This window comes from Sphingobium indicum BiD32 (assembly GCF_000382885.1).
GTDB lineage: Bacteria > Pseudomonadota > Alphaproteobacteria > Sphingomonadales > Sphingomonadaceae > Sphingobium > Sphingobium japonicum_C.
Genome location: NZ_CAVK010000072.1, coordinates 106,740 through 119,860 on the forward strand (window position 1 = coordinate 106,740; position 13,121 = coordinate 119,860).

At 62.7% G+C, this 13,121-nt stretch carries 15 protein-coding genes; 11 read left to right on the forward strand and 4 right to left on the reverse strand.

Translation table 11 applies throughout. The features are described 5' to 3' along the window. Positions 1-88 precede the first annotated feature (88 nt). Positions 89-583, reverse strand: coding sequence for a hypothetical protein (locus EBBID32_RS08025; RefSeq protein ID WP_006953723.1), 495 nt, complete (start codon positions 581-583; stop codon positions 89-91). Between the two features lie 28 nt (positions 584-611). Here EBBID32_RS08025 and EBBID32_RS08030 point away from each other — a divergent pair, with 28 nt between their 5' ends. The 10 genes from EBBID32_RS08030 (at position 612) to EBBID32_RS08075 (ending at position 9,014) form a co-directional block, all read left to right on the forward strand. After that, positions 612-1,646 carry a deazapurine DNA modification protein DpdA family protein gene (locus tag EBBID32_RS08030; protein WP_006953725.1) on the forward strand — a complete coding sequence of 345 codons (1,035 nt, stop codon included), beginning with the start codon at positions 612-614 and terminating at the stop codon, positions 1,644-1,646. 181 nt (positions 1,647-1,827) lie between these two features. Continuing rightward, positions 1,828-2,472 carry a hypothetical protein gene (locus tag EBBID32_RS08035; protein WP_006953727.1) on the forward strand — a complete coding sequence of 215 codons (645 nt, stop codon included), beginning with the start codon at positions 1,828-1,830 and terminating at the stop codon, positions 2,470-2,472. Positions 2,473-2,488: 16 nt separating this feature from the next. Continuing rightward, positions 2,489-2,941 (forward strand): hypothetical protein, encoded by a 453-nt coding sequence (locus tag EBBID32_RS08040; protein ID WP_006953729.1) that lies wholly within the window; start codon positions 2,489-2,491, stop codon positions 2,939-2,941. Continuing rightward, positions 2,938-4,272: a hypothetical protein gene (locus EBBID32_RS08045; RefSeq protein ID WP_006953730.1), complete on the forward strand. Its 1,335-nt coding sequence runs from the start codon at positions 2,938-2,940 to the stop codon at positions 4,270-4,272. Before EBBID32_RS08040 ends, EBBID32_RS08045 begins: the two co-directional genes overlap by 4 nt. 44 nt (positions 4,273-4,316) lie before the next feature. Then, a complete protein-coding gene (locus EBBID32_RS25095; RefSeq protein WP_006953732.1) occupies positions 4,317-4,439 on the forward strand; it encodes a hypothetical protein in 123 nt (40 codons plus the stop codon). Between the two features lie 27 nt (positions 4,440-4,466). After that, positions 4,467-4,901 carry a DUF4262 domain-containing protein gene (locus EBBID32_RS08050; protein ID WP_006953735.1) on the forward strand — a complete coding sequence of 145 codons (435 nt, stop codon included), beginning with the start codon at positions 4,467-4,469 and terminating at the stop codon, positions 4,899-4,901. Positions 4,902-4,940: 39 nt separating this feature from the next. Continuing rightward, a complete protein-coding gene (locus EBBID32_RS08055; protein ID WP_006953736.1) occupies positions 4,941-5,255 on the forward strand; it encodes a hypothetical protein in 315 nt (104 codons plus the stop codon). 325 nt (positions 5,256-5,580) lie between these two features. Beyond that, the gene (locus EBBID32_RS08065) at positions 5,581-6,402 is read left to right on the forward strand and encodes an NYN domain-containing protein (RefSeq protein ID WP_006953739.1); all 822 of its coding nucleotides are present in this window, start codon (positions 5,581-5,583) and stop codon (positions 6,400-6,402) included. Between the two features lie 105 nt (positions 6,403-6,507). Continuing rightward, entirely contained in the window at positions 6,508-7,719 is a 1,212-nt protein-coding gene (locus tag EBBID32_RS08070) for a helicase HerA domain-containing protein (protein WP_006953741.1), read from the forward strand. Continuing rightward, positions 7,716-9,014 carry a hypothetical protein gene (locus tag EBBID32_RS08075; protein WP_006953742.1) on the forward strand — a complete coding sequence of 433 codons (1,299 nt, stop codon included), beginning with the start codon at positions 7,716-7,718 and terminating at the stop codon, positions 9,012-9,014. Before EBBID32_RS08070 ends, EBBID32_RS08075 begins: the two co-directional genes overlap by 4 nt. Positions 9,015-9,215: 201 nt before the next feature. On the opposite strand, the gene EBBID32_RS08080 is transcribed toward EBBID32_RS08075, so the two are convergent. Both EBBID32_RS08080 and EBBID32_RS08085 read right to left on the reverse strand, forming a co-directional pair. Continuing rightward, positions 9,216-9,713, reverse strand: a complete 498-nt coding sequence (locus EBBID32_RS08080) for a MucR family transcriptional regulator (RefSeq protein ID WP_006953744.1) — start codon at positions 9,711-9,713, stop codon at positions 9,216-9,218. Between the two features lie 560 nt (positions 9,714-10,273). Beyond that, on the reverse strand, positions 10,274-11,473 hold the full coding sequence (locus EBBID32_RS08085) for an IS256 family transposase (protein WP_006953746.1): 1,200 nt from the start codon (positions 11,471-11,473) through the stop codon (positions 10,274-10,276). Positions 11,474-11,603: 130 nt separating this feature from the next. On the opposite strand from EBBID32_RS08085, the gene bla reads away from it, so the two are divergent. Beyond that, the gene (bla, locus tag EBBID32_RS08090; RefSeq protein WP_231382147.1) at positions 11,604-12,524 is read left to right on the forward strand and encodes a subclass B3 metallo-beta-lactamase; all 921 of its coding nucleotides are present in this window, start codon (positions 11,604-11,606) and stop codon (positions 12,522-12,524) included. Positions 12,525-12,791: 267 nt separating this feature from the next. Here the strand turns inward: bla and EBBID32_RS24055 are convergent, their stop codons facing one another. After that, a complete protein-coding gene (locus EBBID32_RS24055; RefSeq protein WP_156022497.1) occupies positions 12,792-13,082 on the reverse strand; it encodes a hypothetical protein in 291 nt (96 codons plus the stop codon). Between the last annotated feature and the right edge of the window lie 39 nt (positions 13,083-13,121).

Genomic DNA, 13,121 nt, shown 5'->3' on the forward strand with positions numbered 1-13,121 from the left:
CGATTCCAGGTTATCGCCAGCCAGCCAGTCGATCTCCCAACGGTCGCGCACCGCGAGCGAGCGAGGAGGCAAACTGCTCGACCCGGGCCTATACTCCCAATTCGGGATCAATCCACCAGGAACGGCCTTGCTGGAAATCTGCCGTCGTCGACACGACCGGGCCATCAGGTTCATCCGCCACATAAGGCGAGACGAGTGGCCGTGCCTTGATGCGCTGCCGATGCATGTCCCCGGAGATCCGGCCACGCGCTTCGAGTAGCTCCTCAAGCCACATGAGATCGTCGATCATCTCGACGACCCCGCGACCCGCGAGGCAGAAATAGATGCAGCGCTGGAAGTCGTCCCCTGCCGGATTGCCGAGGATCGAGGTCAGCTTGCGCTTGCCGCCGGGTTCGCCCTCATGAATCCAGCTCACCGCCTCGCGTAGCTCGCGGACGGAATAGAAGGCATCCTCGACATGCATGCCGATGGCCGCGTTCGCGATCATCCGGCGCGTCGGGCGATGCTGCTCATCGATCGCCGCATCGCGCAGCGTCACGTCGAGATCGAAACAGTCAAGATAACGGGCGGCGGAAGCGGTCATCGCGAATCTCCTTGATGAGGAACATTATATGAACGATCCGCATCCCAAGAAAAGATCGATCACCGTCATGATCGGTTTGCCGCACCTCGCCGACGGCAAGCTTCTTGAGCGCGCGCGGTGTCTCCGGCAGCCGGTTCTCGTCTCGGCGAATGCGTTCTCGCGCTGGTCGAAGAAACGCGGCTGGCGCGAATGGACGGGTTGGAGGACGAACGCGCTCGGCAATGCCGCGGGGCTCCAGAGCCTCAGCCTCGATAGCGCCGGCTTCAGCGCGATGGTGACCTATGGCGGCTATCCGTGGACCGTCGACGACTACATCGGTCTTGCCGCGGCCTATCCGTTCCAATGGTGGGCAAGCCTCGACTATTGTGTCGAGCATCAGGTCGCTGGTGACCGCGACGAGGTGCTCGATCGGATCTCGCGCACTATCCGCGCCAATATCGAGTGTCGGCTACGAGCCGAAGACCATGGCATTCTTGGCAGTTTCATGCCGGTGATACAGGGGCGGCTGCCGATCGACTATGAGCGCTGCGCCGACGCGCTCTCCGGCACGATCGAACGGGCCGGGCTGGTCGGGGTCGGGTCAATGTGCCGGCGCCCGATCCATGGCCCCGAAGGCTTGATGGCCGTCGTCGATCATCTCGACCGGGTACTGTCGCCGCGCGTCCGGCTCCACCTCTTCGGCGTGAAGGGCGATGCGCTCCCTTATCTCACCGTCTTTGCACACCGCATCGCTTCGATCGACAGCCAGGCCTATGGCGTGGCGGCAAGGGCCGAGGCCCGCCGCGGTGGGCGCCCGAAAAGCGATGTCGTCGTCGCGGACCATATGGAACGTTGGGTCCGCGCGCAGCATGCCCGCCTGCACCAGCCCCGCCGCCAGCTTCCGGTCCTGGCTCCCGCGGTAGTGCCGGTGCAGACCCAGGACCCCTGGGAAGCGGCGGTTGCCGAAGCCCGGCGGCAAATCCGTGAACTGATCGAGTCCGGTGACCTCGACCATGACGAGACGACCGCGCCCTGGATCGAGCAATGGGCCGCCGACATCTATCACGACCGGATGAAGGCCTGAGGCCTCAACGAGGAGGGCGCCATCGAGAAGAGAAGGAAAGGGGGCGCTCATGACAGGAACCCAAACGCCCCCTGGCCCGAGAACCTGCCATTACAGAAGTGCCGGGATCCCGGGGACGGAGAGAGGGAAGGGGGACCGGGAATGTGGGCGGGACTTCCGCTCGAGTTTCCCGGAGGACCTCATGAGCTATGACGTGGCTTTTCGTTATGGCCAGGCGCTCGACCCCAGCGCGCTGATCACCATTGGCACTACGCTCCACGCCGTGCACGCGGCGATCACCGACTGCCGCAACGCGGGCATCGAGGTCGAATCCGACCCCGCTGTCATCCTGCTGGTACGCCACCTTTCGCATGTCTGTGCCGACCGACCTGACGATGCGGAGCTGCGCCGTGCTTGCATGGCACGGATCACTGACCTCAGAAACCGCCCGGTTCTGAAGACACTCGCGCTGCGCGGTGTTGCCTATGACGAACCGGCCAAGCGGCTCTTCCATAGCGAAGGCCGGGCCGCGCTCCGGCGGCTCGCGGAAGCGCTCGGACTCGAAGAGGACACTTTCGGCATCCGCTGCAACAAGGCGGGGCCTGCCGTTTCCGGCGAGATCACGCTCCACGGCGAGACGCTCTGGGTGCAGTTCTCACTGGGACCGTTCGGCCCGGACCGAGAGGTCCGCTTTCGCAAGGTGCGGGATCGGCAGGATCATATCGGCGAGCGCAACCATTGGGGATCGGTTCGCGAACTGGTCGAGCCCGAGCGTTTTGCGGCGCGCATTCGCCGCGAGCTCAAGCTTGCCGCACCGGAGCCCGTCGCACCGCGGCTTGTCGCCTGACCGGGAGGAATGATCCATGCGCATCCTCCTCACCCGCGCCAGGATCAGCGGGGAAGCGTCGAGCTATTCCTACCGCGTCTTTATCCCCTTCGCCGAGATCTCGCTCGAGCGACAGGCATTGATCGCGATGCGCTCGGACTATGGCCACGGGGCTGGTCTCCTCGCCAGGCTCTCGGACATAATCGCGCCGATGACGCATCTCGACGCCCCCTCCAGTCTCGACAAGCACAATTTCGCAAAGGCCATCGATGGCATTGCCGACCGCGTCGCCGCCGTCCTGCTCGGGACGGCCTTTCCCGAGATGACTGAGCGGGTGCTGCCGTTCCGCCTCGATGTGCCGTCCGCGCCGACCAACGCCCGGTTGTTCGGGAGAAGCGAAAGCCTCTCGGGACGCTACGAAATGCTCGTCCAGGCCCAAGATAGTCTCACTGCTGTGAGTCTCGGTTTTCAGATGGAGACCAACCGATGATCTCGGAGCCGTTCGATCCTGCTGACGCCGGTGCCTGGATCGCCCGGGGGCGTCCGCCCGAATATGCCGCCGTCATCGCCGAAGCCTGGCGGTGCTTTCCGGATCTGCCGGCGGCGGCCGCGCCAGAGGATCGCTTTGCGCGCATGCGTCAGCGCGCGATGGCGCTGCGACCCGTGATGGAATCCATGTCACGCGCCGCCGAGAAAGAGCGCCAGACGAGGAACTTCACTTTCACCGAAGGCCGCATCGCGAAAGGAGAGGATGATAATCGCGATCGCGCGATCCTGTCCGCGCGCAGCCTCTACGCCTACGACTGGGACCGGGCGGTCCGCTACGCCTCGGGGTGGTATGCGGCCAATGCAGGCTGGGAACCCGAAGTGCGCAGGCCCGGACGTGCTACGCCCTCGACGCTCGCCTATGATCAGGGTTTTGCCGATGGCGGCGGGAATCGCGACGATCTCTTCGATACCGCGCGGCGGGCCTTTGAAGTAACCGCCCCTCAGGTCGAACCGCCCGTCTTCGCCGCCGGGCGGCCGCTCCCAAGCACATGGCAAAAGCCGACCGACGAACCCTTGCCTGCCCGCTGGAGCCGCCGGCTGCTCATCCTTGGCGCGCCCGAGGCGGGCATGCTCCCGCCTGGGGTTGATGAGAAGCCCGATGTCGCCGTGCTCCTCCCTGCGTTGCAGGCCTGTCCGGGCTATGGCGAACTCTTCGTCATCGTTATCTCGAGCGCAGGTTTCCACGCGCTTGATAATCACACGCCGGATGCAGGCCCTCTGGAGCCCACCCTTCGCGATAAATGTGGACTCGATCCGCGGCCTTACCGTCAGCTCCGGGACCTCCTTGCCGGCCGCGATTTTGACGACGTTCTGGTCGCGGCGCAGGGCGTCAATCTCGCGCTTCTCGACGCCCACGTAGGTGCGCTGCCGCTTTGCCGAACCATGGAGCGCACCCGTAACACGGTGCTCCAGCAGCGCACACATTTCCGGATCTGGCTCGATCGCGGTCTGGCGGTTGGCGAAAGTCTCGGTGCCGGTCACATTCGATGGGGCAAGGCGGCCAAGGGCCTTACCGGCAAGCTCGGCGAGTTCACCGCGCGCTACGCCGGCAAGCTGCCCGCTGGGGGCCACCGCATCATCATCGAGATGCAGGATGGCGTGCCCGCCCAAGGTTATGTGACGGCTCGGGGCGAACCGCTGTCGCCCGAAACCGTGATCGGCAACCGCTCGCACCTGCGCAAGGAAATGGCCGCGCGCCTGCGCGCCTTCGGTGGGGCGACCCGTCTGTCCGCCGCTCGATTGCCTGACCCACTCGATACGCTTGCCGCCTGAGCCGGTCCCGGGAGCGAGGAACAGGGGGGCGCGAAGGCGTGATCGTGAAGATGCATTTCGCGGGCTTTTACGTGAAGCTCGACATGAGCCCCCGCGAACGCAGTCAGAAGACCGAACTCGTCGAAACCGATCATCTCGATGTCCTGACGCCGCCCGCAGCCCCCTGACTTCCACCAATTAAACCCGAGGCCACCATGGAATCCGATCCTGATATCTACGTCGCTATTGAGCGCAACATCTCCCGCAGCGGCCAACACCTCTTCCTGATCTTCGCCGACGGGGAGGCGCCGGCGTTCGTCTACACTATCGGCAACGCGCTGCGGGGACTGCCGGAACTGCTCCTCATCGGCAATTTCCCGCCCCGCGTCGCCGGCGGCATCGTGAACGACCTCGGCCAGCGCATGCGCGAGGCGGGTAGGCCGCTCGAAGGCGACATCGACGTGGGTGGCCACTTTCCCGTTCGTGTGCGGAGCGCCTCCGCAAAAGCGCGTCAGGCCTATACGCTCCAGGCAGGACGTTACTTTCGTCACGAGGAATACGACGTGCTGCAAATCCTGCTGTGCGATCCGAAGGGGGTCTATCCGGGCGAACCGGGCTGCGAGCCCGGATACGACATCCCGCTGGCCTGACGACGGTCTTCACGCTTTCCCAAAATCCACAGGAGACAGATGATGTCCGAGCCGACCCACTTCGTCCACGTCTATGCCACCGTCAGGGTCAAGATGGCCGTATCTGCCAAGGACCATCACGAAGCGATGCTGGCGGCGGACAGTGCGTTGTTCGCGAAAGGTTTCGGCGTGCGGTTGATCCCCAGCGCCGAAGGCGCGCTCGAAGCAGGCTATGCGGAGGAAGTGACCGGCTATCTTGTCGACGAAGCTGGTGACCCGGAATTCCTGCGGAGCGCGAACTACGGTCCGGATTACGAGCCCGACTGGGGTCTGCGGGGTCGCGATCATGGTGGTGGTCAAGCATCGCCTGCCTAAAAGACCTACGTCGCTACGAGGTATGACGGGGTTTGGTACGACTTCAAAGTGTGCAACGTTGACGAACTGCTGGAATTCTACGTACTAATTAATTGTGCACGAAGGAAATTTCGATGCCACGCGCGATGGTTGGCGGCAACAAACGGATGAGGCTGCGGATTCGACCCGAGCAGAGCCTCTCGAGGTGATAGATGCAGTTGAGCCAGCGCCCAAGTGTGACGAAGTTCGTGTCGCAATGATGGATCCTAGCGGCAGGCGCGGCACGTCTCACCGGGTCAGGTAGGTATGTCTGTAAAAGACTGATGGACGAGGGAGGGAGTTCAAATTGGACATCGAGGAAAAGCCTCGCGGCGGACCGGGTGGTCGAATCGCGCTCCTGATCGACGCCGATAATGTTTCCCACACGAAAATCGCCGGGATGCTCGCCGAACTTTCCAAATATGGCACGGCAAATATTCGCCGGGCTTATGGCGACTGGGCGAAACCTGCCCTCAAAGGCTGGACAGACAAGCTTCACGACTTCGCTATCCGTCCGATTCAGCAATTCAGCTATTCGGCGGGCAAGAATGCGACGGACATCGCCCTGGTCATCGATGCGATGGAGTTGCTCTATACCCAAAGGCCGGATGCATTCTGTCTCGCGTCGAGCGATGGGGATTTCACACCCCTGGTCATGCAGCTGAAGGCCAATGGTCATGAGGTCTATGGCTTCGGCGAGCGCAAGACGCCGACGCCCTTCGTCAACGCCTGTACGACGTTCCTGTATCTGGACAGCCTGGAGGACCCGAGCCAACAGGCGGCCGCGATTGAGGCGCCTGAAGCATCTTCCGCAGCCAAGGTGAAGGCACAACCAAAGGCCGCTGCCGAAAAACCTGCAGATAAATCCCTGGCGCAGAATACCAAGCTCGTGACAATCCTGCGCGGCGCTGTCGAAGCATCGGTCCGCGAGGATGGCTGGGCGCTCATGTCGGCGGCTGGAAGCGCTGCCAAACGACAGGCACCCATCGATCCGCGAAACTACGGCGTGAAGAATTTCACGGCTCTGTTTACGGGAACCGGATTGTTCGAGATCGCGAAAGGCAAAAACGGCCAGAGCTACGTTGCCGACAAACGTAACAAGGATCGGGCCCAGCGACCAGGAGGCTGATTGCTCTCGCGGCGCTATAATTGAGCATCCTGCGGATACGGAGAACGAGAGAAGGGGGATCGGAAAGGGCGATGGCCAGACAGGCCAAGCCCAGGAGATCCCACCATGGCAACAGTCGTATCGATTGATCCTTCCGCCGACCCATGGTCGGTGCCGATCGGCAAGCACAGCCGCGGCACGCTTATGCTCAACCTCGAGCGCCTGCTCGCCGGCCGGCTGCTCATTCAGGGCAGCAGCGGCGCTGGCAAGAGCCGCACGCTACGCAAGATCATCGAGGAGGCGTTCGATTTCACGACGATCGTGCTCGTCGATCCCGAAGGCGAGTTCGGCAATCTCGCCGCTCATATCGGTGCGACCTCACTCAAGGGCTGCGAGCTCACCTCGGACGGCCTGACGGCCGCCGCCGCTCGCGCCCGGCAGCATCGCCTGTCGCTCCATGTCGACCTCACCGATCTCGATCCGGACCAGCGCATCATCAAGGCTGCCGCGCTGTTCGCGGGCCTGATCGGCGCGCCGCGCGAACACTGGGCGCACACCGTCCTCGTCTGCATCGACGAGGGCCATCTGCTCGCGCCCCATCATGCCGGCTCTGCCCGCGATGCCGAGACCCGGCGCCTCGGTGTCGCCACGCTAACCGATCTTTGCGCGCGCGGCCGCAAGCGCGGGATCGCGCCGGTTATCGCCACGCAGCGCCTCGCCAAGCTCTCCTCTTCCGTGATCTCGGAACTGCAGAACTTCCTCGTCGGCCTCAACGTCTTCGACCGCGACATTGCGCGCGCCGCAGACCTGCTGGGCTTCTCTGCAAAGGATGCCGACCAGCTCCGCAAGCTTGCGCCCGGCGAGTTCTTCGCGATGGGACCGGCGATGTCGCCACTGCCCGTCCTCGCGCGCATGGAGGAGACGATCACCCAACATCTTGGCGCCACGCCGAAGTTGACCGCGGCGGCGGCGATCGACGGCGTCGAAGCGGAAAAGCTGCTCGATCTTTCCGCGCTGCGGGAGGTGTCGAACGGTTCGCGCGACACGGCACTGACCCTGAAAGGCACCCGTGCGCTCGACGCGTTCCTCCTCGATCCCTCCGCGCCAGAAGCTGCGTCGATCATCGGTGCCCTCAAACGCATCGCACCCAATGCGACGACTGCCAACGACCTCGCCAGCCATATCGGCGCTCCGCGCGAAGCCGTCGACAATGCGCTCGACATGCTCGCCGCGATCGCTGCCGTGGACACCATGCCGCGCGGGGAGGACCGCATCGCCAGGCTGCATGCGCGGCTGCGTGCGAAGATCAGCGACATCCCCGTGGTGGGGCTCGCATGACCGTCCTCGACCTTGATGCCGACATCGTCGAGCTGGCGCCTGCCCCGATCGCTGCTGTTCCGGCTACGCCGCTCCGCGAGATGGCCTATCGGGTGGACGCCTGGACGCCGCAGGAAAGCGAACGGCTCCGCTCACTCTTCCTCGACGACGTCGCCATCGCGGACATCGGACAGGAGCTGCGGCGGAGCCGTGCGGCCGTCGCAGAGCGGATCGCACTGCTGGGTCTGCGGCGTAACTCGACACGGACCTGGACCGAGCTAGACGATGCGGAACTGACGCGCCGATATGCCGGTGAGCCGACCGCCCGCATTGCTTCGGATCTCGGCCGCTCCTGCTCGGCCGTATATGCCAGGGCGCGCCTTCTTGATCTCACCGGTGGCAACCCTCCTGAATGGACACCCTGGGAAGATGCGCAGCTTGTCGAGGGTTACCGCCGCGGCGTGCCGCTAGCCCAGATCGCTACGTTGATCGGGCGTCCGTTCGGCGGACTATCGAGCCGGGCCGGCCACCTCGCCATCGTGCACGCGAACCATCCACCCGACTGGTCGGCCCAGGAAACGGCGCGCGCACTCGAACTCGCCGAAGCGGGCCATCGCTATACGGCGATCGTTGCGCTGCTTGGCCAGGAGGGTTTCCCACAGCGCACTATCAGAGGCTTCGGCCTTGCGATCCGCAAGCTCGGTTATGGTCGGGGCTGGGGGCGCGCCTGGACGCCTGAGGAAGACGCGCTTCTGCGCCGGGCCTATGAGGAGGGGGCGAGCCTCACGCCGCTGCGCCGGCAACTCGGCCGCACTGGTGGCTCCCTACGCCACCGTGCCGAATATCTGCAGCTGCGAGGGTCTCACGCGAACCGCAATGGCTGGCGCATCGGGCCCGACTGGACCGATGCCGACGAGGCGCGGCTTCGCGCGGACTATGGCCGCATGTCCACAAAAGACCTGGCCACGAGCATGGGGCGCACGAAAGCAGCGATCACTTCGCGGGCGAACGCCCTTGGTCTCGTCCATGGCTACATTCGCCCTTTCAGCGACAACGAGGCGCGCGCGCTTGCCATCGCTTTCCGTACCGGTGTTTCGATCGCCGACCTGGCCGCAGCCCTGAACCGCAAGGCCATGTCGCTCAGCAAATATGCGACCAATCACGGCTACCCGTTCGGACGCCGACCCAGGCGCGCCGTCACACTTGAAGACCTGCTCGCCCTGGAGTGTCCGGCTGATCGGCTCGCCGGCGCGCGATCGGGAAACCCTCATGCCGCCGCAGGATCGACACATCCGGGACGGGTTGAAGCTCTTTGATGCGCAGATCCGTCCACACACGACCCTGCGCGTGGCCGCAATTGCCATGTTGCGCGTCACGGCGGAGAAGAGTTCGTCATGCTTTTCCGCGGCACGGCGCTCAAGGCCGCGGATGAAGCGCTCTACGCTGCCAAGCAGGGCGGTCGAAACCGGATCTGCCTGGCCGAAAAGCCCAAACAGGCCGCCTGACCATTTCTCTTCCTATTCTTTGACGGGTTGTCTCTCAGCCGACTTCGGTCGCCCACGGCGGGCAGGCACGGACTTCGTTGCCTTGGCCGGTGCGCTGGCGGCGGCTTTGGGTTTGCGGCCAAGGCCGATGCTCTTGGCGAGCGCTCGGCGCTGCTCGGCGTAGTTGGGCGAAACCATCGGATAGTCTGCCGGCAGGTTCCACTTCGCGCGATAATCGGCCGGGGTCATCTGATAATGCGTCATCAGGTGCCGCTTGAGCATCTTCAGCTTTTTGCCGTCTTCCAGGCAGACGATATAGTCAGGCTTCACCGAAGCCCGAACTGATACAGCCGGTTCCAGTTTCATCTCGGTTGCGACATTGGCTTTGCCGAGATTGCTCAAAGCCCCATGAACATTTTGAATCAGCGAGGGCAGATCGGCAACCGCCACGCTATTGTTCGTCACATGGGCGGAGACGATGTCGGCCGTCAGGGTAATCAGCGTGCTATCACGTTCCGTCATGTCGCTCATGATGAATTGCGTCCTTCGATCCTAGGAGAGCCCGGAAACATTATTGGCTACCGGGAACCGATCAGCTTGTGAAGCTTGCAGCAGATAGCAGCGTGCATTGCTCGCCCACATCCCCCGATAGACGATACCGGTGTCTGGTCGAGCCCAAAATTTCCCGGGACCCGTCCCGGCATTGGACCCAGACCGGAGAGAAACGGAGAACTGCCGGAGGGTAAGTCGGGGTTTGAGGTCGATCCGGTCTCCCGCCGAGTGGCAAGCAACAAGATCGGCGGTCTTCCCGCGCGAGGAGCAGACTGATGCGCGCTTCCCCGTCTGTGCCGCCTTGGACAGCGAGCCTAGGTGGTTTCGAAACAGCTAATTCCATAAGAAGATTGGAGTCGGCATCGAATTAAATGGTGGGAGGAGGCGCTCGACCCGTTTTCAAGGCAATTCTGTCTAAACGGCTTCATGTCCGCTACGTAGCGAGGCGACAGCCTACATCCACAAGAAGAGAAAAATGAAGCTAAGAGTATTCGCGGCGGGACTGTCAGGAGTTTTGTGCGCGGGGCCGGTTGTCGTCATCAGATGACGAACCTGTCGCCGAAGATCACGGCGAACTGGGTTTTTGCCTCGGTCCATTCGCGCGGCGGCCGTTTCCACTCCTGCGCCGCGTGATTGAGCACGAGATATAACATCTTCATCGCAGCATCGTCACCAGGGAAGTGGCCGCGCGTGCGGACAGCGCGCCTGAGCTTTGAGTTCAAGGCCTCGATAGCATTCGTCGTGTAGATAATGCGGCGGATCGCCTCGCTGAACGCAAAAAATGGGATCACCTGATCCCAGTGGCGGCGCCAGCTCAGCGCGATCGCGGGATATTTTCGGCCCCAATGCCCTTCCTCGAAGGCTTCCAGGGCGGCCAGGCCGGCTGTCGCGTTTTCGGCGCGATAGACGCTGCGGAGCGATTGGGCGATCAGCTTGCGGTCCTTCCACGACGCGAAGCTCATCGAGTTTCTGATCAGATGAACCACGCAAGTTTGCACGACCGTTTCCGGGAACACCGCGTTGATTGCCTCGGGGAACCCCTTCAGGCCGTCGACAACGGCGATCAAGATGTCGGCGACGCCGCGGTTCTTGAGTTCGTTCATGACGCGCATCCAGAACTTCGCGCCTTCGGTCTGCTCGATCCAGATGCCCAGGATCTCCTTCGTACCGTCGGGCAATATGCCCAGCGCAATGTACACCGCCTTGTTGCGGACGAACCCTTCGTCGCGGATTTTGACGCGAATCGCGTCAAAGAAGACAAGCGGATAGCAGGCGTCGAGTGGGCGTCCCTGCCATTCGGCGACAGCCTCAAGTACGGCGTCGGTGATCGTCGAGATCAGATCCGGCGACACGTCAATGCCGTACAGTTCCTCGAGGTGTCCCCGGATCTCGCGCACCGTCATCCCGCGCGCGTACATCGAGATGATCTTGTCGTCGAACTCCGGGAAGCGACGCTGGTATTTGGCGATCAGCTTCGGATCGAAGGTGCCCGCCCGATCGCGCGGAACGTCGAGCGTCACCTTTGACGTGCCCGTCAGCATCGTCTTCCTCGACGAGCCGTTGCGTCGATTTATAGCGCCTTCGGCGCTTTCGCCATCCAGATGATCGTCGAGCTCTGCCGATAGCATCCGCTCCGACAGCGCCTTCTTCAACTCAGCGAGTAGCCCGTCTTTGGCAAATAATTCCTCGGGATCCCGTCCTGCCAGCAACTGATCCAAAACTTCCTTGTCGATCGCCATATCGATGGTCCTTCCTGTTCCATCTTATGGCCCCGCGCACAAAACTCCTGACAGTCCCTTCGCGGCAGTTTTGGCTTGCGGTGCATTCGCTGCCGCCTCCTCGGCAGCACCATCCAAGCCTGCCCCTCAGATGCCCTCGGACTGGTCAAGCCCTGTCAAGCCGTTTCGGATTGCAAAGAATATCTATTACGTTGGCACTCGCGGGTTGGCTGCCTATCTGATCACATCGGGACGGCAGGCCATTCTCCTGGATACCAGCATGGGCTCGAACGCGGTACTTCTGGAAGCCAATATCAGGAGCCTCGGGTTTTCGCTGCGCGATGTGAAGGCCATCATCATCAGCCACGCGCACTGGGATCACGTCGGCGCACTGGCGCAGCTCAAGCACGATACCGGTGCCTCGTTGGCCGTGATGGAGCAGGATGTAGCAGCAATCGAAAGCGGTCATCCAGAGGGCGACAATATCTATCCTGCAACATCCTTCGCACCCGTCCAGGTTGATCGTCACCTACACGACGGCGACGAGGTAGCCATCGGCGAGGCCAAACTCCGTGCAGTTCTGACGCCAGGCCACACCAAAGGTTGTACGACATGGCTGATGCGTACTCATGAGACTGGGCGAACAGTGAACGTCATATTTCCGTGCAGCATGTCGGTCGCGGGAAATACCCTTGTCGGGAACAGTACATATCCAGCAATCGTACGCGATTATCAGGCCAGCTTCCAGCGGCTTCGGGGTATTGCTGCAGATATCGTGTTAACCAGTCATCCTGAAGTGGCCGGTGTGATCGAGAGGCGAGAAGCACAATTAGGCGGAAAACGGCACGCATTTATCGACCCGAATTTACTCGCCGATGTGGTTGCCAAGGCGCAGCTATCCTTTGATACCGAACTCGCCAAGGAACTGGCTCTATCAAATCTGGGACAATCTGACCAAAAAAGCGTCGCCATAGGTGTCATGCCGACCTTGGAGTATATCGGACTGCCTTTCCGCCACGGAACTCTGGACCGGTTGGTTCCGCATCGGACCGGCCGCTCTCCTGGATCTTGATGCCGAACATCAGTCCGGTACGATGTCGGAACATCGTTGCCGCACCGACGATGTCTGCAACGCGGTGGACGCAAGCGCCGTCAGTGGCTGTATGGGCGGGCTCCTACTCTTTCGATAAACTCCTGGTCACCGCCGCGAAGCCCGCGCAAAGGGGGACAAGGACGAGCCGCCCGGCGAGCACCCAGGAGGCGTTCGGTAATCCTATTGCCTGCACCAAGAAGCCGACCCCGGCGGGACCCGCGAGAATTCCAGCGTATCCCATCGTCGTCACCGATGCGATTGCGAGGCCGGCATGGCAGTCTGCGCGCCGGCCTGGCGGAACAGGACAGGGACCGTGTTGGCAACGCCGAGACCGATCGACAGCAATCCCGTGAAGGCGACAATCGCGATCGAGGCTGTCAGCAGGACGACATAGCCAGAGATGGTGAGCAGGCCGCCCCACAGCATCGTGCGGCGGTCACCAAGGCGTACGGCCACGGCATCGCCGGTAAGACGGCCGAACGTCATCGCGGCAGCGAACACACTGTACCCAAGGCCGGCCTGGGCCGTGGAAACCAACCCCTGACCGCTCAGCAGGAGCGCACCCCAGTCGAGAAT